Below are 19,626 nucleotides of genomic sequence, written 5' to 3'. Positions count from 1 at the left end.
GACAGGATTGACCATGCACGCCTCTTCGAAAGTCCATATCGACGATGTCCGGATCAAGGACATCAAGGAACTGGCCCCGCCCATCCACATGCTGCGGGAATTTCCCGCCACCCCCAAGGCGGCGGAAACGGCTTTCGAGGCGCGCACTGCCATTCACCGCGTCCTGTTTGGTGCCGACGATCGCCTGCTGGTGGTCATCGGCCCCTGCTCCATCCACGACACTGAAGCGGCCATGGAATACGCCCGCCGCCTCAAGGCCGAGGCCGACCGCCTGAAGGACGACTTGCTGGTGGTGATGCGTGTCTACTTCGAAAAGCCCCGCACCACCGTGGGCTGGAAGGGCCTGATCAACGACCCCTTCATGGACAACAGCTTCCGCATCAACGATGGCCTGCGCATTGCCCGCAAGCTGCTGTGGGAAGTGAACGAGCTGGGCCTGCCTGCCGGCACCGAGTTCCTCGACATGATCACCCCCCAGTACATCGCCGACCTGATCTCCTGGGGGGCCATCGGGGCCCGCACCACCGAGAGCCAGGTGCACCGCGAGCTGGCCTCCGGCCTGTCCTGCCCGGTGGGTTTCAAGAACGGCACCGACGGCAACATCCGCATCGCCGTGGATGCCATCAAGGCCGCCCAGTCGCCCCACCATTTCCTGTCGGTGACCAAGGCCGGGCATTCGGCCATCGTGTCTACCTCCGGCAACGAGGACTGCCACCTGATTCTGCGCGGCGGCAAGGGCCCCAACTACGACGCCGCCAGCGTCGACGCCGCTTGCAAGGAGCTGGCCGCGTCGGGCGTGACCGGTAAGCTGATGGTGGACTTCTCCCACGCCAACAGCCGCAAGCAGCACAAGCTGCAGGTGGACGTGGCGAAGGACGTGGGTGCCCAATTGGCCAATGGTGAAGATCGCATCATCGGCGTGATGGTCGAGTCCCACCTCAAGGAAGGCCGTCAGGACCTGAAGCCGGGCGTAGCGCTGGAGTACGGCAAGAGCATCACCGACGCGTGCATCGGCTGGGAAGACAGTCTGGAAGTGCTGGAGATCCTCGCCGAATCGGTGCGCCAGCGCCGCGTGAAGCGCGCCGACGTGGAGTAAGCGGCGGACCGTACGGACAGCAAAGGGCGGCTTTGGCCGCCCTTTGTGTTTTGGTTTGACGCGTCGTCTGATGCCTGATGTGGCCTCTTCTCCAGGGGCGACCTATAGGGGCAACTTCACTCGCCCATCATGGTTTGATTCATCGGCACGCTGTTGATCGAAGTCCGCGGGCGACTGAAGTTGCCACTACCGTCGCACCAGTCACCCGTGATGTGGCATCCGCAAAGGCACGGTGTCCGTGGATGACGAGGTTGCAGCCATGGGGCAGCACAGCCGCCGGAAATCAGGCCGGTATCCCCAGCCCGGCCGGGTGGCTGTACACCACCAGGCGCTCGCCCCGGGCGAAGCCGGCCAGGGTGAGGCCGGCTTCGGTGGCCAGTTTGACGGCCAGGGCGGTGGGGGCGGAGACGGCGACCAGGCAGCCGATGCCCCGTATCGCCACCTTCTGCACCATCTCGTAGCTGGCCCGGCTCGATACCAGCACGAAGCCGCTGCGGGTATCCGCACCTGTTCGGGCCAGGTGGCCGAGGAGCTTGTCGAGGGCGTTGTGGCGGCCCACGTCTTCGCGCAGGGCACGGATGTGCCCGTCGGCATCCACCCAGGCCGCCGCGTGCACGGCGCCGGTGAGCTGGCGCAAGCCCTGCCAGCCGGGCAGCTCGGCCAGGGCGGTGGCCACTGTCGCGGCACCGAGTGCTGCGTGGGGGGGCACCGGGGGCAGCGGACGGGCCAGGGCGTCGAGGCTCTCCACGCCGCACAGCCCGCAGCCCGTCCGCCCGGCCAGGTTGCGCCGGCGTTCCTTGAGGGCGGCAAAGCGGCTGGAGGCGACCTCCAGGCGCAGCTCGATGCCCAGCGGGCCGGCGAGGCTCTCTACATCGTAGAGCTCGCTGCGTTCCGCCAGGATGCCCTCGCTGAGGCTGAAGCCCAGGGCCAGGTCTTCCAGGTTGGTGGGTGTGGCCAGCAGCACGGCGTGGGAGATACCGTTGAACACCAGGGCCACCGGTACTTCCTCGATCACTTCGTCGACGCCCGTGCTCGCCTGTGCGCCGTCCACCCGGTACACCGGCAGGGGTCGATGGGCAGGCAGGGGCGCGTCGGCATGGAGAGCGCGCGGCGTGCCGGCGGGGCAGGAGGGCGCTGAGGGGGCGTGGGGCATGGCAAGGCGATGAGGGGGCTTGGGCAGGCTAGTGTAGCGGGGCGGGCAGATGCCGGCGCCCTTGTCGGGTCGAATTCACTCGACCGCGGTACGTTGATCATCGGCATGGTGCTCACCACCGTCCGCGGTCGAGTAAATTCGACCCCACGGGGTGTCAGCCCTGTCGCAGGGAGTCCGAGGGGAGTTCGCCGAAGAGGCGCTTGTAGTCCCGGGCGAACTGGCTCATGTGGGTAAAGCCCCAGTCGTAGGCGATGCGCGAGATGGGCCGGAGGCCGTCGCCGTAGCGCAGTGCCCGGCGCACGGCGTTGAGGCGCAGGCTGCGCATGTAGGCCAGGGGCGGCATGCCGGTGACGTCCTCGAAGCAGTTCTGCAGGGCGCGCCGGCTCAGGTGCAAGTGGGCGCACAGCTCGGGGATGGTGGGGGGCTGCTCCGGGTGGTCGAGGACATACTGGCGCACCTTGTCCACGGCCTGCTGGTGCAGCAGGCGGCTGCGGCTGAGGGCGGCAGGGGCGCTGTCGCGTTCCTCGAACATGCCGGCCAGGGCGCCGAAGATGCGCAGCTGCAGGGCGTCGGCGCTGGCCGGTGCGGCGGGGGTGTCTGCGTCGGCGAGGATGTCGGCGAGGGTGGCGATGAGGGTCTCCTTGCGGCCGGGGGGCAGGTGGAGCACGTCGCCCTGCAGTAACAGGCGATCCAGGTCCTGGTGGTTGCGGCGGTCCAGGTAGTCGGCGAAAGCCAGGCGGTCCACCACCACGCCGAAGAGGTTGAAGTCGGGAGCGGTGAGCAGGTCGAACTCGGCGCCGCCATCGCGGATGCACACCGCCCGGGACGACAGGGGTTTGCCGCCGAGGCTCATCATGCCGTCCCGGGCGGCGGGGATGCCGAACCACACCGAGCGGGGCCAGGCGGCGCAGGTTTGGCGCAGCTGGCGGTTGGCCGTTTCGACGAAGACCTGGGTGCGGGGCAGCCACAGCTCGGTCACCGCGCCCTCGAAGCTGCCTGGTGTGAGCTGATCGTAGCGCTGGTCCCACTGGGACAGGTTGTGGGCCTGCTCGTCCGCGTCCCGGGAGCGGGTCACCCGTCGCAGGGGGTGGGCCTGGGCGGATGGAGGGGGGGCGATGGCGGTCATGGGGTTTCCTGCACGGAAAATATATGCACTGTCTTAGCAAGCCGCGTACCGTCGCCCCCGCCGCGTGCCGGGGCCCACCCCAGGGGGCGTCCGGCAGCCTGCCAGGGCGCTCTCCAGACCCCTGTTGGTGCATGAAGTGGCGCACAGGCACAGGCCTGGTGCAGATTCTTGCCCGTGTATTGCAGGCATTCTGCAGCGGTGCCGAAAATTGCTATTGCGGTGCTGAAACTTGATAGATGCAGGCGGGCCGTGTGGGTCACGATTCACCCATCAATTTTCCTGGAGTGAATCATGAGCGCGAACAAGCAAACCGCCCATGGCCTGTCGGCCAGCCTGGGCACCTGGCAGCTGTGGGGGATCGCCGTGGGGCTGGTGATCTCGGGCGAGTACTTCGGCTGGAGCTTCGGCTGGGCCTCGGCGGGCACCCTGGGCTTTCTGGTCACCACCGTGATGGTGGCCGTGATGTACGGCACCTTCATCTTCAGCTTCACCGAGCTGACCGCCAGCATTCCCCACGCCGGCGGCCCCTTTGCCTACAGCTACCACGCCTTCGGCCCCGCCGGCGGCTACGTGGCGGGCATGGCCACCCTGATCGAGTTCGTGTTTGCCCCGCCGGCCATTGCCCTGGCCATCGGTGCCTATCTCAACGTGCAGTATCCGGCCCTCGATCCGAAGATCGCCGCGGTGGGCGCCTATATTGTGTTCATGGGCCTCAACATTGTCGGGGTGACCATTGCGGCCACCTTCGAACTCTTCGTGACCCTGCTCGCCATCTTCGAACTGCTGGTGTTCATGGGGGTGGTGGCGCCGGGCTTCTCGCTGGCCAATTTCACCAAGGGCGGCTGGGGCGGTGCGGACGAGTTCTCCCTCGCCGCCGTCCCCGGCATCTTCGCCGCCATCCCCTTTGCGATCTGGTTCTTCCTGGCCATCGAGGGCGTCGCCATGGCGGCCGAAGAGGCCAAGGACCCGAAACGCTCCATCCCCATCGCCTACACGGGCGGCATCCTCACCTTGGTGGTGCTGGCCGTGGGCGTGATGGTATTTGCCGGTGGCGTGGGCGACTGGACCAAGCTGGCCAACATCAACGATCCGCTGCCCCAGGCCATGAAGACCATCGTCGGCGAGTCCAGTGGCTGGCTGCACATGCTGGTGTGGCTGGGCCTGTTTGGCCTGGTGGCGTCCTTCCACGGCATCATTCTGGGCTACTCGCGCCAGATTTACGCCCAGGCCCGCTCCGGCTACCTGCCGGCCTGGTTCGGGGTGGTCCATCCGCGCTTCAAGACGCCCCACCGGGCCATTCTGGCTGGCGGCGTGGTGGGTATCGCCGCCATCTTCAGTGACGAGCTGCTGTCCTTTGGTGGCCAGAGCCTGACCGCCAACATCGTCACCATGGCGGTGCTCGGCGCCCTGCTGATGTATGTGCTGAGCATGGCCGCCCTGTTCAAGCTGCGTGCCACCGAGCCGCGCCTGGCGCGGCCCTACAAGGTGCCCTTCTACCCGGTGTTCCCGGCCGTGGCCCTGGTGGGGGCACTGATCTGCCTGGGCACCGTGGCCTGGTTCAACCCGCTGCTCACCGGCGTTTTCGTGGCGATCCTGGCCCTGGGCTACGGCTACTTCCAGCTCACCCACAAGCAGCGCGAGGAGCTGCCCTTTGCCGAGCTGGCCCGGGCCGAAGGCTGAGTGCTGGCACAGAACCTGCAAATGCGATCCGGCGCCCGCCAGCTCGGGGGCCGGCGCGATGCAGATGCAGGATGACTACAGACGAAGAACAAGACCATGACCTACGCCTGCACCCTCGGATTCCGTCGCCATGTGTTCGGCGACCTGAAGACCCTCCTCGCCAAGGCCAGCCCGGCCCGCTCGGGCGACATGCTGGCCGGCGTCGCCGCCGCCTCGGAAGAAGAGCGCATGGCCGCCCGCATCGTGCTGGCCGACCTGCCCCTCGCCCGCTTCCTGCAGGAGGCCGTGGTGCCCTACGAGCACGACGAGGTGACGCGCCTGATCCTCGACGGGCATGACACCGCTGCCTTCGCCCCGGTGGCCGGCCTGACCGTGGGGGAGTTCCGCGACTGGCTGCTCTCCGATGCGGCCGAGAGTGCCAGCCTGCAGGCCCTGGCGCCGGGCCTCACCCCCGAAATGGTGGCGGCGGTGAGCAAGCTCATGCGCAACCAGGACCTGATCCTGGTGGCCGCCAAGTGCCAGGTGGTCACGCGCTTCCGCAACACCCTCGGCCTGCCCGGCCGGCTGGCTGTGCGCCTGCAGCCCAACCACCCCACCGACGACCCGCGGGGCATTGCCGCGTCCATGCTCGACGGCCTGCTCTATGGCGTTGGCGATGCGGTGATCGGCATCAACCCGGCTACCGACAGCCTGCCCGCCATCACCACCCTGCTGCGCCTGATCGACGATTTTCGGGAGCAGTACGAGGTGCCCACCCAGAGCTGCGTGCTCACCCACGTCACCAACACGCTCCGCGCCATTGACAAGGGCGCCCCGGTGGATCTGGTGTTCCAGTCCATCGGCGGCACCGAGGCGGTGAACCGCAGCTTCGGCGTCAGCGCCGCCCTGCTCGACGAGGCCAATGCCGCCGCCCTGGCCCTGGGCCGCGGCAGCGTGGGCAACAACGTGATGTACTTCGAGACGGGGCAGGGCAGCGCCCTGTCGGCCAACGCCCACCATGGCGCCGACCAGCAGACCCTGGAGGCCCGCGCCTACGGCCTGGCCCGGCGTTACCAGCCGCTGCTGGTGAATACGGTGGTCGGCTTCATCGGGCCGGAATACCTCTACGACGGAAAGCAGATCATCCGCGCCGGGCTGGAGGACCACTTCTGCGGCAAGCTGCTGGGCCTGCCCATGGGCTGCGACATCTGCTACACGAACCACGCCGAGGCTGATCAGGACGACATGGACACCCTGCTGACCCTGCTCGGAGTGGCCGGCATCAACTTCATCATCGGTGTGCCGGGGGCCGACGACATCATGCTCAACTACCAGAGCACCTCTTTCCACGACGCCCTGTATGTGCGCAGGGTGCTGGATCGCCGCCGGGCACCGGAGTTCGAGGACTGGCTGGAGCGCATGGGCATCGCCGATTTCCGCGGCAATCTGCTGCCCCAGGGCGAGCAGCAGGCCCTGCTGGCTCTGGCGGCCACGCTGTAAGGGGATAAGACCATGAGCAAGCCCGCCATCCTTACCCCCGACCCCTGGCAGCGCCTGCAGGGCCTGACCCGCGCCCGGGTGGCTCTGGGCCGCGCCGGGGTCAGCCTGCCCACCCGCGAAGTCCTGCGTTTTGGCACCGCCCACGCCCAGGCCCGGGACGCGGTGCATCAGGCCCTCGACGTGGCCAGCTTGCAGGCTGATCTGCAGGACGCCGGCTTTGCCAGCCTGGCCGTGTCCAGCCAGGCCACGGACCGCAGCATGTATCTGCGCCGCCCCGACCGGGGGCGCTGCCTGGCCGCTGAAAGCCTGGCCCTGCTGGGCGACCGGGGCCCGTCCCTGTGGGCGCCCCGACCGCGGCTGGCGGTGGTGCTGGCGGACGGCTTGTCATCGCTCGCGGTTGCCCGCCACGGGCTGCCTCTGCTGCAGGCGCTGCAGCCCTATTTTCCCGACCTGCCCGGCCTGCCGGTGATCATCGCCAGCGAGGCTCGGGTTGCCCTGGGGGACGAGATCGGTCAGGCCCTGGGCGCCGGGCAGGTGGTGGTCATGATCGGCGAGCGCCCGGGGCTGTCGTCGCCCGACAGCCTGGGCCTGTATCTCACCGCCCGCCCCCGGCCCGGCCTCACCGATGCCCAGCGCAACTGCATCTCCAACGTGCGCCCGGAAGGGCTGAACTACCCCGAGGCTGCCCGCAAACTCGCCTTCCTGATTGCCGGTGCCCTCAAGTTGGGGCGCACTGGTGTCGATCTGAAGGACGACAGCGACACCGCCCTGCCCGATACCGCCCGACCCGCCGTGGGCCTGGGCGCCTAGATTTTCAACCCGACCTTTCAGCTCGCCATTTACTTCAAGGAGAACCCCATGTCCCACGCTTCCCTGCGCGCTTCGGCCGCCCTGTGCCTCGCCTGTGCCGGCCTCGGCGCCGCCACCCCGGCCCTGGCCGCCGATGAATCCGCGTGGACCGTACCGGTCAGCCTCGGCTTCGTCAGCGACTACATCTTCCGCGGCCAGACCCAGACCTGGGGCAAGCCGGCCCTGCAGTTCAGCGTCGAGGCGGCCCACACCTCCGGCGTCTATGCCGGCTTCTTCGCCTCCAACGTCTCCGATCACTGGCTGCCCGGTGCAGCGGTGGAGATGGACTTCTACGGCGGCTACCGGGGCAAGATTGCCGATACCGTCGGCTACGACGCCGGCCTGATCTACTACACCTACCCGGGCGGCAACTGGACGGATTCGGTGTTTGCCGGCTACAACCGCTCCAACAGCCTCAACACCATGGAGGCCTACATTGCCCTGAGCTACGAGTGGCTCACCTTCAAGACCGGCCGCAACCTCACCGAGTATTTCGGCTGGAGCACCAACAACTCCCCGACCAACGGCGGCTTCTTCGGCGACGCCAGCGCCGGCGTCACCGGCAACACCCGCGGTTCCCACTTCTACGAGCTCAACGCCGCCTACGACATTGCCGAAGGCTGGAACCTCAGCGGCCAGATCGGCCGCCAGGTCATCGCCCACGCCACCGGCCTGGACATCAGCTACTACAAGCTCGGCATCACCAAGGCCCTGCCTGACGGCTGGAGCGCCGGTGCCTTCGTTTCGGCGACCAGCGAGCCCGACGCCTATCGCAGCTACTACAGCCTCAACAACGGCACCTCGAAGCACGACATTGCCAAGGAGAAGTTCTTCGTGAGCGTCACCAAGGCCTTCTGAGCCCGGTAATAAAAACCGGGGCGTGCCCTTGTGCGGCACGCCCCGGTTTTGTGTGTGCGAAGCAGGTGCTTACTTCTCGATGAAGGCGTGCTCGATCACGTAATCGGCCGGGTCGCCGATGCGCTTGGACATGCGGAAGCCGCGCTTGTCGAGCATGGCCCGGCTGTCCTTGAGCATGGCGGCGCTGCCGCAGATCATGGCCCGGTCAACCGCCGGGTCGAGGGGCGGCAGGCCGATGTCCTCGAAGAGCTTGCCGCTCTCCACCAGGTCGGTCAGGCGGCCCTGGTTGCGGAAGGGCTCGCGGGTCACGGTGGGGTAGTAGATCAGCTTCTCGGAGATGGCCTCGCCCAGGTATTCGTGGTGCGGCAGCTCCTTGGTGATGTAGTCGTGGTAGGCCAGCTCGCTCACCTGGCGTACACCGTGGATCAGGATCACTTTTTCGAAGCGCTCGTACACATCGAGGTCGCGGATCACGCTCATGAAGGCCGCCATGCCGGTGCCCGTGGAGAACAGGTAGAGATATCGGCCCGGCAACAGGTCGGAGAGCAGCAGGGTGCCGGTGGGCTTGCGTGACACGAGCAGGTCGTCACCCGGCTGCAGATGCTGCAGACGTGAGGTGAGGGGGCCGTTCTGCACCTTGATGCTGAAGAACTCCAGAGTCTCTTCGTAGTTGGCGCTGGCAATCGAATAGGCCCGCGTCAGTGGCTTGCCGTCCACCTCCAGGCCGATCATCACGAACTGGCCGTTTTCAAAGCGGATCGAGCGATCCCGCGTGGTGGTGAAGGAAAACAGGGTGTCGTTCCAGTGATGGACGCTGAGGACTTTCTCGGTGATGTAGGCAGCCATGTCAAAAAGCGGAAGATCGGAGGTGCCGTATTATCCTCCGTCGCTCCCCTGGTCCGCAGCAAATTTTCCTTCATATTCTTATCACACATCAGGGGGGCGGCAGCGCATCCGCGTCGATGCCTGCCGTTCTGGCCCGAGCCTGGGCAAGCGCTTCAGTTTCGAGGTCGAGGAGCCCCCGGCAGGCCAGCAGCAGGGCTTGCTGCGCCCTGCCGGGGGCTCCGGAGCTCAGCCCTTCTTCTCCCGGTACATGCCGCCATCGGCCTGCTTCAGCAGCGCTTCGGCGTCAGTGCCGTTCTCCGGGTAGATGGCGATGCCGATGCTGGCTTCGGTGCGCAGCAGGCGGTCGTCGATGCGGATGTTGTCCCGCAGCGCACTGCGGATCTTGTCGGCGACCTCCCGGGCATCGCCGGGGCCATGCACTTCTTCCAGGATCACCACGAATTCGTCACCCCCCAGGCGAGCCACGGTGTCGGCCTTGCGTACGCAGCCTTCGAGGCGGCGGGCGATGTGCTGCAGGAGCAGATCGCCGGCGGCGTGGCCGAGGGTGTCGTTGACGTGCTTGAAATCGTCGATGTCGATGTAGAGCAGGGCCATGCTGCGCTGCTTGCGCCTGCTGCGGGCCAGGGCCGTGTTGAGGCGGTCGTGGAAGAGGCGCCGGTTGGGGAGGCTGGTGAGCTCGTCGTACTGGGCGGCCGGCAACAGCTCGGCCTTGAGCTGGCCACGTTCGATGGCGGTGGCCACCTGGGCCGAGACGAAGTGCAGGAGTTCCCGGTCGGCGTCATCGTAGCGGGCGCCGGCGGGGGCCTGCAGCACCAGGGCGCCAATGGCCTCCTGGCGGGTGACCAGGGGCAGGATGAGCCATGAGGCGTAGCGCGGACTCTGGCCGGCTGAGGCCAGCTCCAGCGTGTCGGTGCTGAGGTGCAGTGCAGTCCCCTCGGTCATGACCCGGGCGCACAGGGCCCGGGCCCGGGCTTCGTCGAGGATGGGCGACAGGCCTCCCTCGCCTTTCTGGTAGGGAAAGCTCAGCTCACCGTTGTGAGGAGGGCGGATGGCCACGGCCAGCCCCGCCAGAGGGACCCGCCCGGCAATGATGGCGTGGATCCATTCGAAGAGGCTGTCCAGGTCGGTGGCCTGGTGGGCAGCTTCGGAGACGGCGTAGGTGGTGATCTGGAAAGCCTCGGCACGCTTCTGCCGCGTGACATCCCGGGCTACGCCGATGCGCAGGCGGTCGGCCTCGGACCAGCGGGCCGACCACATGATGTGCACGGTGTGACCGTCCTTGTGAAGATAGCGGTTCTCGAAACCGACTCGGGCATGACCGGCCATCACCTGGGCGGATTCCCGGGCGGTCAGGGCTCGGTCCTCGGGGAGGATGAAATCGGCCATGAACCGGCCGATCATCTCGGCCGGCATGTAGCCGAGGATGCCCTCGCAGGCGGCATTGACGTAGACGATGCGCCCGCCCTCGTCCACGAGGAAGACGGCGTCGAGGAGCAGGTCGACGCATTTGAGAAGCCGGTTTTCGAGTTGCCGTTCCATGCTGCTGGGGGTTTCCTTCGGTGGCGCTTCGAGGTGGCGCCTGGCGCATAGAGTGGCTGATTCCAGGTGGCGGCCGCAAGCGTGTCGAGCGGTGGATGAGCCTGGGTGTGCGCTCCATCACGGCCTGTCGGGGGGCACGTAAAAAGACGGCGACCGTTTTACCGGCCGCCGTCGAGGCTCCCAGGGGACGCATCATCCCCGTACTGAAGAAAGCGCTGGATGGATCAGGGGATCATCCAGGTAAATACATAGGCCTGCAGGGTGGTGATGATGCCCACCATGGTGGCGAACATCAGGCTGTGCTTGACGGTGAAGCGGAACAGGTCCGACTCCTTGCCGACCAGGCCCACGGCGGCGCAGGCCACCGCGATGGACTGGGGCGAGATCATCTTGCCGGTGACGCCACCGGTGGTGTTGGCGGCCACCAGCAGGGTGTCGGACACGCCGACCTGGTGGGCGGTGGTGGCCTGAAGGGAGCAGAACAGGGCGTTGGACGAGGTGTCGGAGCCGGTGAGGAACACGCCCAGCCAGCCCAGGAAGGGGCTGAAGAACGGGAACAGGCCGCCGGTGCCGGCGAGCAGCAAGGCCAGGGTGGCGGACAGGCCGGAGTAGTTGGCCACGAAAGCGAAGGCCAGGACCATGCCGATGGAGTAAATCGGGCGCTTCAGTTCGACCACGGTCTCCTTGAAGGCCTTGGTGGCCTCTCCACCGCGCATGCCCAGCACGAACATGCTGATCAGGGCCGCCAGGAAGATGGCGGTGCCGGTGGCGGAGAGGATGTCCAGCTTATATACCGCCGCATAGGGCGTGGCCTTGGCAACGATGGGCTCCATCTTGATGACCAGCTTGTCGAGCATGGGCACCGGGAACTGGAACACCAGCGAGTACAGGGGGCCGTCCTTGGCGAACAGGGCCTTGAAGGGCTTGAGGCTCCAGATGGTGACCATGATGGTCAGGATGACGAAGGGCGACCAGGCCTTGGCGATCTGGCCGAAGCTGTGGTGGCTGTCTTCGCCCAGTTCGGTGTGGTGCTGGTTGTCGAAGCGGAAGATGCGCTTGGGTTTCCAGTTTTTCAGGAAGATGGTCAGGCAGATCAGGCTGACCAGGGCGGAGGTGATGTCGGGCAGTTCCGGTCCGATGTAGTTGGCGGTGAAGAACTGGGTGACGGCGAAGCTCAGGCCGGCCACCAGGATGGCGGGCCAGGTTTCCTTGATGCCGCGCCAGCCGTCCATCATGGCCACCAGCCAGAACGGGACGATGACGGACAGCAGCGGCAGCTGGCGGCCGGCCATCTGGCCGATCTTGAAGGGGTCGATGCCGGTGACCTGGCCGCCCACTATGATGGGGATGCCCATGGCGCCGAAGGCCACCGGGGCGGTGTTGGCGATGAGGCACAGGCCGGCGGCGTAGAGGGGGTTGAAGCCCAGGCCCACCAGCAGGGCGGCGGTGATGGCCACCGGGGCGCCGAAGCCCGCAGCACCTTCCAGGAAGGCGCCGAAGGAGAAGCCCACCAGCAGCATCTGCAGGCGCTGGTCATCGGTGATGGAGACTACCGAGGCGCGGATGATGTCGAACTGGCCGGTCTTGACGGTGATCTTGTACAGGAAGACCGCGGCGATGATGATCCAGGCGATGGGCCACAGGCCGTAGAGGAAGCCGTAGCCGGCCGAGGCAAGTGCCATCTCTACGGGCATCTTGTAGAAGAAGATGGCCACGGCCAGGGCGATGGCCACGGTGATGGTGCCGGCCACGTGCCCCTTCAGGCGCAGCACGGCCAGCGCGACGAAGAAGAAGATGATGGGTAGTGCGGCGACCAGCGAGGACAACCAGAGGTTGCCCAAGGGGTCGTAAATCTGCATCCAGGGTTGCATTCGTGTTTCCTCCTTGGTGAATGCGGTGGTATGGCTATATGGGTATTGCCGTTGCTGCGGTGTCGTCGGTACTGCGTGTGGTGCTGCTTTTATTGGGTGGTTGGGGCGGTAGGGGCGGCTTCAGCCGCCCGCAGGTGTCCGATCAGAGTCCGTGGGCGGCTGAAGCCGCCCCTAAAGCACTTCATCTTCAGCAGGTGGCCAGGCGGCTGGCCTCTGCGCTGCATTCGTCGAGCAGATGGACGATGGAGCGGTAGGGCAGGCCCGTGGCGTTGGTGAGGCCGATCTCGCAGGTCTGGTTGCTGGAGTAGCCGCCACAGCAGCCGGCCGGCACGTCGGCGTGGAGCTTGCGCAGGGCGTGGGTGTTGAGTTCGGGCACCACGAAGCCGCGGTCGCCGCCGAAGCCGCAGCACTTCACCTCGGCCGGCAGCACCACCTGATCGGCGCAGGCGCTGGCGAGCTGCCTGAGCTTGCTTTCGAAACCCATGCGGCGTGCCGAGCAGTTGAGGTGCACCAGCACCGGGTCGGCCTTCTTGTGCAGCATCAGGCGCGGCAGCAGGGCGTCGTGGGCGAACTCGACCAGGTCGTACACCTTTAGGCGCTGAGCCAGGAAGGTCTTCATGCGCAGGGAGCAGGCGCTGGCGTCGAGCACGATGGGGTATTCCCCGTTGTTGCTGGCCTTGAGCAGGGCAGCTTCGAGCTCGGCCGACTTGCGGTCGGCGTCGGCCTCCAGCCCTTTGCTGGCGAAGGACTGGCCGCAGCACAGGCTGTTGACGTCGTCGGGCACGATGGGGGCGTAGCCGGCCCGCTCCAGCACACGGATGACGGTGGCGGAGAGGGCGTGTTCCGGGGTGTCGGCACCGAACATGCGGCCGGCGCAGGTGGGGAAGTACACGACCTTGTCGCCGCGGCTGCGCGAGGCGCGGCCCAGTGGCTGGGGTGTCGGCATGTGGGCCTTCCAGGCGCCGCCGGTGAGGCGCGACAAGGCCTGGGTGCCGACGATGGCTTCGGCGAGGTGGCCGGCCTTGATGGCCGTGCGGGCCAGGGCCTGGGTGGCGCCGAAGTGGTTGGCGGCCACCTGGCCGAGGCTGCGGGCCACGCTGGAGAGCTTTTCACCACGCACGGCACGGGTCAGGGCGCCGGTCTCGATGCCCACCGGGCAGGCGGTGGAGCACAGGCCGCAGGTGGCGCAGGTGTCGAGGCCCATGTAGAGGTAGTCCTCGCCGAGCTGGCCGGGGGCCTCGCCGGCGGCTTGGCGGCGCGACAGTTCGCGCCAGCCGACGATGCGCTGGCGGGGCGACAGGGTGAGTCCGTGGGATGGGCACTGGGGCTCGCAGAAGCCGCATTCGATGCAGCGGTCCACCGGGGCGTAGAGCTGGCCGGCGGCGGGCATGGGCTTGAGGTGCTTGAGGTGGGCTGCGGGGTCGTCATTGATGATGACGCCGGGGTTGAGCAGGCCCTCCGGGTCGAACAGGGTCTTGATCTCCTTCATCAGGGTGTAGGCCTGGGCGCCCCATTCCAGCTCGACGAAGGGGGCCATGTTGCGGCCGGTGCCGTGCTCGGCCTTGAGGGAGGCGTCGTACTTGGCCACCAGCACCTGGCACAGGTCATCCATGAAGGCGGCGTAGCGGGCCACTTCGGATTCGATGCCGAAGTCCTGGGTGAACACGAAGTGCACGTTCCCCTCCAGGGCGTGGCCGAAGATGATGGCCTCGTGGTAGCCGTGCTTGGCGAAGAGGTGCTGGAGATCGAGGCAGGCGGCGGCCAGGTCGGGCACTGCGACGGCCACGTCCTCGATGATCACCGTGGTACCAGGCTTGCGCACTGCGCCGACGGCGGGGAAGGTGCCCTTGCGCACGTTCCACAGGCGTTCGATTTCGGCCGGGTCGGTGGTGAAGGCGGGGGCTTCGATGAGGGGGTAGGCGTGCAGCTCTTCGAGCACCGAGGTGATCCGGACCTGCAGCTCGGTGGCGTTGGGGGCGCGGGTCTCGATGAGCAGGGCGGTGACACCGTCGGGCAGGGTCTTGAGCAGGGCGGGCATGCCCGGCTTGTCGGCGACGCAGCGCAGGGAGGCGCGGTCGAGCAGCTCCACCGCATCCACCGGGCGCGACTTGAGCCCGGCCACGGCGCGGCAGGCCGTCTCCATGTCGGGGAAGAACGCCAGGGCGCTGGCCTTGTGGGCGTATTCGGGGACGGTCTGGTAAGTAATGCGGGAGATGAAGCCGAGAGTGCCCTCGGAGCCAATCATCAGATGGGCCAGGATGTCCACCGGATCGCTGTAGTCCACCAGGGCGTTGAGGCTGTAGCCGGTGGTGTTCTTGATTTTGTATTTGCTGCGGATGCGCTGGGCCAGGGCTTTATCGGCACGCACCTGGTCGGCCAGGGCTGCGAGGTGGTCGAGCAGGCTTTTATGGCTGATCCGGAAGGCTGCGACGCTGGCGGGCTCTCCGGTGTCGAGCAGGGTGCCGTCGGCCAGCAGTACGCGGATCGAGGTCAGGGTGTTGTAGCTGTTCTGAGCGGTGCCGCAGCACATGCCGGAGCTGTTGTTGGCCGCCATGCCACCGATCTTGGCGGCGTTGATGGAGGCGGGGTCGGGGCCGATCTTGCGGCCCAGGGGCGCGAGGCGGCGGTTCACCTCGGCGCCGATCATGGCTGTGCCCACCTCTACGCTGTTGCCGTCGGCGGCGATGCGGCAGGTGGCCAGGCCTTCACCCAGCAGCACCAGCACCCCGTCGGTGACGGCCTGGCCGCACAGGCTGGTGCCCGCGGCCCGGAAGGTGACCGGACGCCCGTGCTGGCGGGCCAGCTCTACCACCTTGCATACCTCGCCTTCGTTATTGACCACTGCCACCACCTCGGGAATCAGGCGGTAGAAGCTGCCGTCCGTGCCATAGGCAAGGCGGCGGAGTTCGTCGGTGATGACACGGTCAGTGGAGAGGGTTTTGCGCAGGGCGTCGATGAGTGCGGACATGACGGGGCCTCCCGGGCAGGGATTGGGTTGAGATTCGGGGGGTATGGCGGGGCGACGTGTAGGGGCGACTTCAGTCGCCCATCCACGCTAGCGTCGGTCTTTGACCATGTCTCGGAGCCTTCGCGGGGCAGGTTGCAGAGGTGTGCGGGCCGCCGTCCAGCCGCCTTGCCGCGTGGGCGTGAAGGCGCGGAAGCGGGTGGCCAGCCAGCTGAAGGCCCGGTAGCTGCCGGGGCGGGCGTGGACCCGCGCCCACATGCGCCACACGAAGCTCACCAGCGTACTGTGCCCAGCGCCCTGGCCACGCATGGCGGGCTTGGCGTGGGGTTCGCTGTTGGCTTCGCCGCGCAGGCGGATCAGCAGTTCGGGGATGGGGATCTTCACCGGGCAGACCTCGCCGCAGGCACCGCACAGGCTGGAGGCGGTGGGCAGCAGGTGGGTCTGCTCAAGCCCCATCATGTGGGGCGAGACGATCTTGCCGATGGGACCGGGGTAGGTGGTCCCGTAGGCGTGACCGCCGATCCGGGTGTAGACCGGGCAGTGGTTCATGCAGGCGCCGCAGCGGATGCATTGCAGCGTCTTGCGCAGTTGTTCGTCGGCGTAGGCCTGGCTGCGGCCGTTGTCGAGGAGCACCAGGTGCACCTCTTCGGGGCCGTCCTTGTCTTCGCCCCGGCGCGGGCCGGAGATCATGTTGAAGTAGGTGGACACGGCCTGGCCGGTGGCCGAGCGGGTGAGGATGGAGAACAGCGGGGCGACGTGCTCCAGTTTCTCGACCACTTTCTCGATGCCGGTGATGGCGATGTGCACCTTGGGTACGGTGGTGCACATGCGGCCGTTGCCTTCGTTCTCGACGAGGCACAGGGTGCCGGTCTCGGCCACGGCGAAGTTGACGCCGGAGAGGCCGATGTCGGCGACTTCGAACTTTTCGCGGAGCACCCGGCGGCCGATCTGGATGAGGGCATCCACGTTGTCGGTGTAATCGACGCCGGGGATGTGCTCGGCGAACAGCTTGGCGATCTGCTGCTTGGTCTGGTGGATCGCCGGCATGATGATGTGGGACGGCTTTTCGCCGGCGAGCTGGACGATGTATTCGCCCATGTCCGATTCGAGGGCGCCTACGCCGGCAGTTTCCATGGCGTGGTTGAACTCGATCTCCTCGCTGACCATCGATTTGCCCTTGACGATCAGCTTGGCCTGATGGCGCTGGGCGATACCCAGCATGATGGCGTTGGCTTCTTCAGGGGTTTCGGCCCAGTGCACCTGCACGCCGTTGCGGGTCAGGTTGGCTTCGAGCTGTTCGAGCAGGTCGGGCAGCTTCGACAGGCTGTACTGGCGGATGGACTCGGACAGGCTGCGCAGGGAGTCCAGCTCGTCCGCATCGGGGAACTGGGCGGCGCGCTTGGCCATCAGGAAGTCCATGGCGCCGCGGAAGCTTGTGCGCAGGTGCGGGTCATTCACCGCGTCGTGCATGCGCGCCCGCAGGGCCTGGGCGGAGACGAAGGCGATGGGCTGGCCGGCGTCTTTGCCGGTGGTGTTGGCCTGGGCGCTCATTGCAGGTCTCCTTCGGCATTGATGACCAGCACGATCAGCTCCTTCGGGCCGTGGGCGCCGTAGGCCAGGGTCTGCTGGATGTCGGCGGTCTTGGACGGGCCCGAGATCAGCAGGGCGTTGGTGGGCAGCCCTGCTGCCCAGTTCTCACTCACCAGGGCGTCGTAGAAGGTGGGGTGAATGTGGGCCGCGTCGAGCAGGGCGAAGTGGATCGGCGGGACCAGCGACAGGGTGCGCGGTTCGTCGGCGGACGACCACAGGATCAGGCTGCCGGTCTCGGCGATGGCGCCGCGGGTCTGGGTGAAGCCAGCGTCGACCCGGTGGAACAGATCGGCCTTGATGTCCTCCACCTGACCGGCCCAGGGGCGCAGGGTGGTGCCGGCAAACGTCGCGGGTTCTAGGCGACGGCCGGCCGGGGTTTGAGCCCCGAAAAGGAGCGTGCCCACGCCCTTGTCGGCGCACAGGCGGGCGAGCAGGGCAGGCCAGTCAGCTTCGGTGGTGACATGCACATCAGCGTGGAAGCCTTCAATGGCAGCGCGGAAGCGGGTCAGCGCTTCGGCCTTCGATTCGTTGCGAGCCCGGGCTGCGTAGTGGGGGGCCGGGTCGGGGCGGGGCAGGGGTTCGGCGGGGCGGGCGCCACGCAGCTTGGCAAGGATGCGATCGCGGGCGCTCATCGGGCGTCTTCCTTGCGGGTGGTCTCACTGCCTCCGGTGCGCTGGAGCAGGAAGGTGGCCAGGTGCTCGCCGGGCAGGGACGGCGTGGTGCGGCCGGCATCCAGATCTTCCCGGGCTGCGCGGCGGGTGATGTTGAGCATGCAGCCGCAGTCGGCAGTGACCATCTGGCAGGCGCCGGTGGCCTTGAGGGAGGCGACCTTGTCGCTGACCATGGCGGTGGATACGTCCGGGTGCTTGAGGGAGAAGGTACCGCCGAAGCCGCAGCATTCGGATTCGTGATCGTGGATGGCCAGGGTCACGTTGTCCAGGCGGGCGAGCAGCTCGCGGCCGACCAGCAGGGTGCCCATCTCGCGGCGGGCCGAGCAGGAGGTATGCAGGGCCACGGTGACGGCGGGGCCCTGATCAGGGCGCTTGAAGTCCAGCACATGCACCAGAAACTCCGCGAACTCGAAAGTGCGTTCGGCGATGGCGGCGGCCCGGGCCTTGAGGGCTGGATCGCTGGCGACGACCTTCTCCCAGTTCCAGCGGATCATGCCGCCGCAGGAGCCGGAGGGCACCACGATGGGGTAGTCGCCAGGGAAGAGATCGAGCTGGGATTCGACCACCTGGCGGGCTTCGTCGGGGAAGCCGCTGGTGTAGGCGGGCTGGCCGCAGCAGGTCTGGTTGTCGGGGAAGATCACACGTACGCCTTCCCGCTCCAGGAGGGTGATGGCGTCCATGCCGGCTTCGGGGACGAACATGTCCACGAGGCAGGTGCCGTAGAAATACACCGCTTCTGGTCGCGGGGGGTAGCTGCGCGTGCCGTGACCAGCGCCTGCCATCTCGGGGGCCTTGCTCATGTCTCCTCCAGTTCTGCCGGTGCGCGACGAGGGGTGTCGCAGCGGGCCTGACTGTCTGTGGTATTGGATTTTCCGGTAAAGTGGTAAGACCAATTAATCGGATGTACGGAAATGTACGCTTCGATGTTCTTCGCGTCAATTGGGGGGTGCACTCAAAGGATTGATTTCATGGGGTTATAGGGGTAAACCTATAGCGGCGGGGTGGGGGCGGAAAGGTGGGTGGCTTGTGGTCTTCGGGGTGGCAACCTAGAATTTTGGTCTGACCAATCAAGGTGGCATGTACATGGCCAATGGCAAACTGGCGGTCCAGCGCCTTTCCGACACCATCGCCCACGAGTTTGAGCGGCGCATCCTGGATGGTGCCCTGAAGCCCGGTGACCGCCTTCAGCCTGAACGGGAGTTGGCGGCTGAACTGGGCGTGTCACGTCCGTCCCTGCGCGAGGCGCTCCAGAAACTGGTGTCCAAGGGGCTGCTGCAGAGCCGGCAGGGCGGCGGCACCTACGTGACCGACCGGCTCGATGTGGGCTTTACCGACCCCTGGCACGACATGCTCGCCCAGCACCCCAACATCCAGGCGGATCTGCTCGAATTTCGCGGCATGCTGGAGTGTGAGGCCGCGTCCCTGGCGGCCCAGCGCGCCACCGAGGCCGACCTGCTGCGCATCGGTGATACCTTTGCCCAAGTGGAGTCGTTGTTTGCCCAGGGTACCTCGCCGGAAGTCCTGGAGCAGCAGGTGAAGGCTGATCTGGCCTTTCATCAGGCCATTGCCGAAGCGGCCCACAACGTCATGTTCGGTCATCTGACGGCAAGCCTGTTTCGGGTCATCAACGATCACATTGACCGCAACCTGCGTCACTTGCGACGCCAGGACGGCGACTGGCTGAAGCTGCGTGATCAGCACCGGGCGATCTGGGACGGTATTCGCAACCGCGATCCCGCTGCCGCCTCGGCCGCCGTGCGGGCGCACATCGACTTCGTCCGCGAGAGCATGGTGGCGCGGGCACGTCACGAGGAGCGCGAGTCCCGGGCCCGGGTGGCGCGGCGGCTGACCAAGCCTGGCTTGGGCCGCGAGCTGGGCGAGAGCGATGCCGGCGTGCCGTAGG

General features: G+C 66.9%; 15 protein-coding genes. 6 read left to right on the top strand and 9 right to left on the bottom strand.

All coding sequences use genetic code 11. The features are described 5' to 3' along the window. Positions 1 to 13 precede the first annotated feature (13 nt). On the top strand, positions 14 to 1,096 hold the full coding sequence (aroG, locus tag PHI64_RS09230; protein WP_299881902.1) for a 3-deoxy-7-phosphoheptulonate synthase AroG: 1,083 nt from the start codon (positions 14 to 16) through the stop codon (positions 1,094 to 1,096). Between the two features lie 283 nt (positions 1,097 to 1,379). On the opposite strand, the gene fdhD is transcribed toward aroG, so the two are convergent. Both fdhD and PHI64_RS09220 read right to left on the bottom strand, forming a co-directional pair. Beyond that, positions 1,380 to 2,249 carry a formate dehydrogenase accessory sulfurtransferase FdhD gene (fdhD, locus tag PHI64_RS09225; protein WP_299881900.1) on the bottom strand — a complete coding sequence of 290 codons (870 nt, stop codon included), beginning with the start codon at positions 2,247 to 2,249 and terminating at the stop codon, positions 1,380 to 1,382. A 154-nt stretch (positions 2,250 to 2,403) separates the two neighbouring features. Then, positions 2,404 to 3,375, bottom strand: a complete 972-nt coding sequence (locus tag PHI64_RS09220; protein ID WP_299881898.1) for a helix-turn-helix domain-containing protein — start codon at positions 3,373 to 3,375, stop codon at positions 2,404 to 2,406. A 291-nt stretch (positions 3,376 to 3,666) separates the two neighbouring features. On the opposite strand from PHI64_RS09220, the gene eat reads away from it, so the two are divergent. From eat to PHI64_RS09200, 4 genes are all read left to right on the top strand, one after another. Beyond that, the gene (eat, locus tag PHI64_RS09215) at positions 3,667 to 5,055 is read left to right on the top strand and encodes an ethanolamine permease (protein ID WP_299881896.1); all 1,389 of its coding nucleotides are present in this window, start codon (positions 3,667 to 3,669) and stop codon (positions 5,053 to 5,055) included. Between the two features lie 96 nt (positions 5,056 to 5,151). Then, entirely contained in the window at positions 5,152 to 6,534 is a 1,383-nt protein-coding gene (locus PHI64_RS09210; protein WP_299881894.1) for an ethanolamine ammonia-lyase subunit EutB, read from the top strand. 12 nt (positions 6,535 to 6,546) lie between these two features. Next, positions 6,547 to 7,344 carry an ethanolamine ammonia-lyase subunit EutC gene (eutC, locus tag PHI64_RS09205; protein WP_299881892.1) on the top strand — a complete coding sequence of 266 codons (798 nt, stop codon included), beginning with the start codon at positions 6,547 to 6,549 and terminating at the stop codon, positions 7,342 to 7,344. A 48-nt stretch (positions 7,345 to 7,392) separates the two neighbouring features. Further along, entirely contained in the window at positions 7,393 to 8,241 is an 849-nt protein-coding gene (locus PHI64_RS09200; protein ID WP_299881890.1) for a TorF family putative porin, read from the top strand. A 69-nt stretch (positions 8,242 to 8,310) separates the two neighbouring features. On the opposite strand, the gene PHI64_RS09195 is transcribed toward PHI64_RS09200, so the two are convergent. From PHI64_RS09195 to PHI64_RS09165, 7 genes are all read right to left on the bottom strand, one after another. After that, entirely contained in the window at positions 8,311 to 9,087 is a 777-nt protein-coding gene (locus PHI64_RS09195) for a ferredoxin--NADP reductase (RefSeq protein WP_299881888.1), read from the bottom strand. Positions 9,088 to 9,312: 225 nt separating this feature from the next. Further along, entirely contained in the window at positions 9,313 to 10,626 is a 1,314-nt protein-coding gene (locus PHI64_RS09190) for a GGDEF domain-containing protein (RefSeq protein WP_299881886.1), read from the bottom strand. 224 nt (positions 10,627 to 10,850) lie between these two features. Further along, complete coding sequence (gene lldP, locus PHI64_RS09185) at positions 10,851 to 12,497, bottom strand: L-lactate permease (RefSeq protein WP_299881884.1); 1,647 nt, start codon at positions 12,495 to 12,497, stop codon at positions 10,851 to 10,853. Between the two features lie 187 nt (positions 12,498 to 12,684). Then, the gene (locus PHI64_RS09180; protein WP_299881880.1) at positions 12,685 to 15,465 is read right to left on the bottom strand and encodes an FAD-binding and (Fe-S)-binding domain-containing protein; all 2,781 of its coding nucleotides are present in this window, start codon (positions 15,463 to 15,465) and stop codon (positions 12,685 to 12,687) included. Positions 15,466 to 15,552: 87 nt separating this feature from the next. Then, positions 15,553 to 17,013: a LutB/LldF family L-lactate oxidation iron-sulfur protein gene (locus PHI64_RS09175; protein ID WP_299881878.1), complete on the bottom strand. Its 1,461-nt coding sequence runs from the start codon at positions 17,011 to 17,013 to the stop codon at positions 15,553 to 15,555. Further along, positions 17,010 to 17,684: a lactate utilization protein gene (locus tag PHI64_RS09170; RefSeq protein ID WP_299881876.1), complete on the bottom strand. Its 675-nt coding sequence runs from the start codon at positions 17,682 to 17,684 to the stop codon at positions 17,010 to 17,012. The genes PHI64_RS09175 and PHI64_RS09170 overlap by 4 nt, the downstream gene beginning before the upstream one ends. Continuing rightward, complete coding sequence (locus PHI64_RS09165) at positions 17,681 to 18,523, bottom strand: (Fe-S)-binding protein (protein WP_299881874.1); 843 nt, start codon at positions 18,521 to 18,523, stop codon at positions 17,681 to 17,683. Before PHI64_RS09165 ends, PHI64_RS09170 begins: the two co-directional genes overlap by 4 nt. A 283-nt stretch (positions 18,524 to 18,806) precedes the next feature. Between PHI64_RS09165 and PHI64_RS09160 the strand changes: the two genes are divergently transcribed. After that, positions 18,807 to 19,625, top strand: coding sequence for an FCD domain-containing protein (locus PHI64_RS09160; RefSeq protein WP_299881872.1), 819 nt, complete (start codon positions 18,807 to 18,809; stop codon positions 19,623 to 19,625). The last annotated feature ends 1 nt before the right edge of the window (position 19,626 follow it).

This window comes from Zoogloea sp. (assembly GCF_028689785.1).
Classification (GTDB): Bacteria; Pseudomonadota; Gammaproteobacteria; order Burkholderiales; family Rhodocyclaceae; genus Zoogloea.
Note: the sequence above shows the minus strand (reverse complement) of the source record. Positions and strands in the feature narration are given on the sequence as shown.

Excerpts from the sequence above, each read along its gene's own strand:
- PHI64_RS09210 (WP_299881894.1), top strand. The coding sequence starts at position 5,152 with ATGACCTACGCCTGCACCCTCGGATTCCGTCGCCATGTGTTCGGCGAC.
- PHI64_RS09180 (WP_299881880.1), bottom strand. The coding sequence starts at position 15,465 with ATGTCCGCACTCATCGACGCCCTGCGCAAAACCCTCTCCACTGACCGT.
- PHI64_RS09190 (WP_299881886.1), bottom strand. The coding sequence starts at position 10,626 with ATGGAACGGCAACTCGAAAACCGGCTTCTCAAATGCGTCGACCTGCTC.
- aroG (WP_299881902.1), top strand. The coding sequence starts at position 14 with ATGCACGCCTCTTCGAAAGTCCATATCGACGATGTCCGGATCAAGGAC.
- lldP (WP_299881884.1), bottom strand. The coding sequence starts at position 12,497 with ATGCAACCCTGGATGCAGATTTACGACCCCTTGGGCAACCTCTGGTTG.
- PHI64_RS09160 (WP_299881872.1), top strand. The coding sequence starts at position 18,807 with ATGGCCAATGGCAAACTGGCGGTCCAGCGCCTTTCCGACACCATCGCC.
- eat (WP_299881896.1), top strand. The coding sequence starts at position 3,667 with ATGAGCGCGAACAAGCAAACCGCCCATGGCCTGTCGGCCAGCCTGGGC.
- PHI64_RS09175 (WP_299881878.1), bottom strand. The coding sequence starts at position 17,013 with ATGAGCGCCCAGGCCAACACCACCGGCAAAGACGCCGGCCAGCCCATC.
- eutC (WP_299881892.1), top strand. The coding sequence starts at position 6,547 with ATGAGCAAGCCCGCCATCCTTACCCCCGACCCCTGGCAGCGCCTGCAG.
- PHI64_RS09200 (WP_299881890.1), top strand. The coding sequence starts at position 7,393 with ATGTCCCACGCTTCCCTGCGCGCTTCGGCCGCCCTGTGCCTCGCCTGT.
- PHI64_RS09220 (WP_299881898.1), bottom strand. The coding sequence starts at position 3,375 with ATGACCGCCATCGCCCCCCCTCCATCCGCCCAGGCCCACCCCCTGCGA.
- fdhD (WP_299881900.1), bottom strand. The coding sequence starts at position 2,249 with ATGCCCCACGCCCCCTCAGCGCCCTCCTGCCCCGCCGGCACGCCGCGC.
- PHI64_RS09195 (WP_299881888.1), bottom strand. The coding sequence starts at position 9,087 with ATGGCTGCCTACATCACCGAGAAAGTCCTCAGCGTCCATCACTGGAAC.
- PHI64_RS09170 (WP_299881876.1), bottom strand. The coding sequence starts at position 17,684 with ATGAGCGCCCGCGATCGCATCCTTGCCAAGCTGCGTGGCGCCCGCCCC.
- PHI64_RS09165 (WP_299881874.1), bottom strand. The coding sequence starts at position 18,523 with ATGAGCAAGGCCCCCGAGATGGCAGGCGCTGGTCACGGCACGCGCAGC.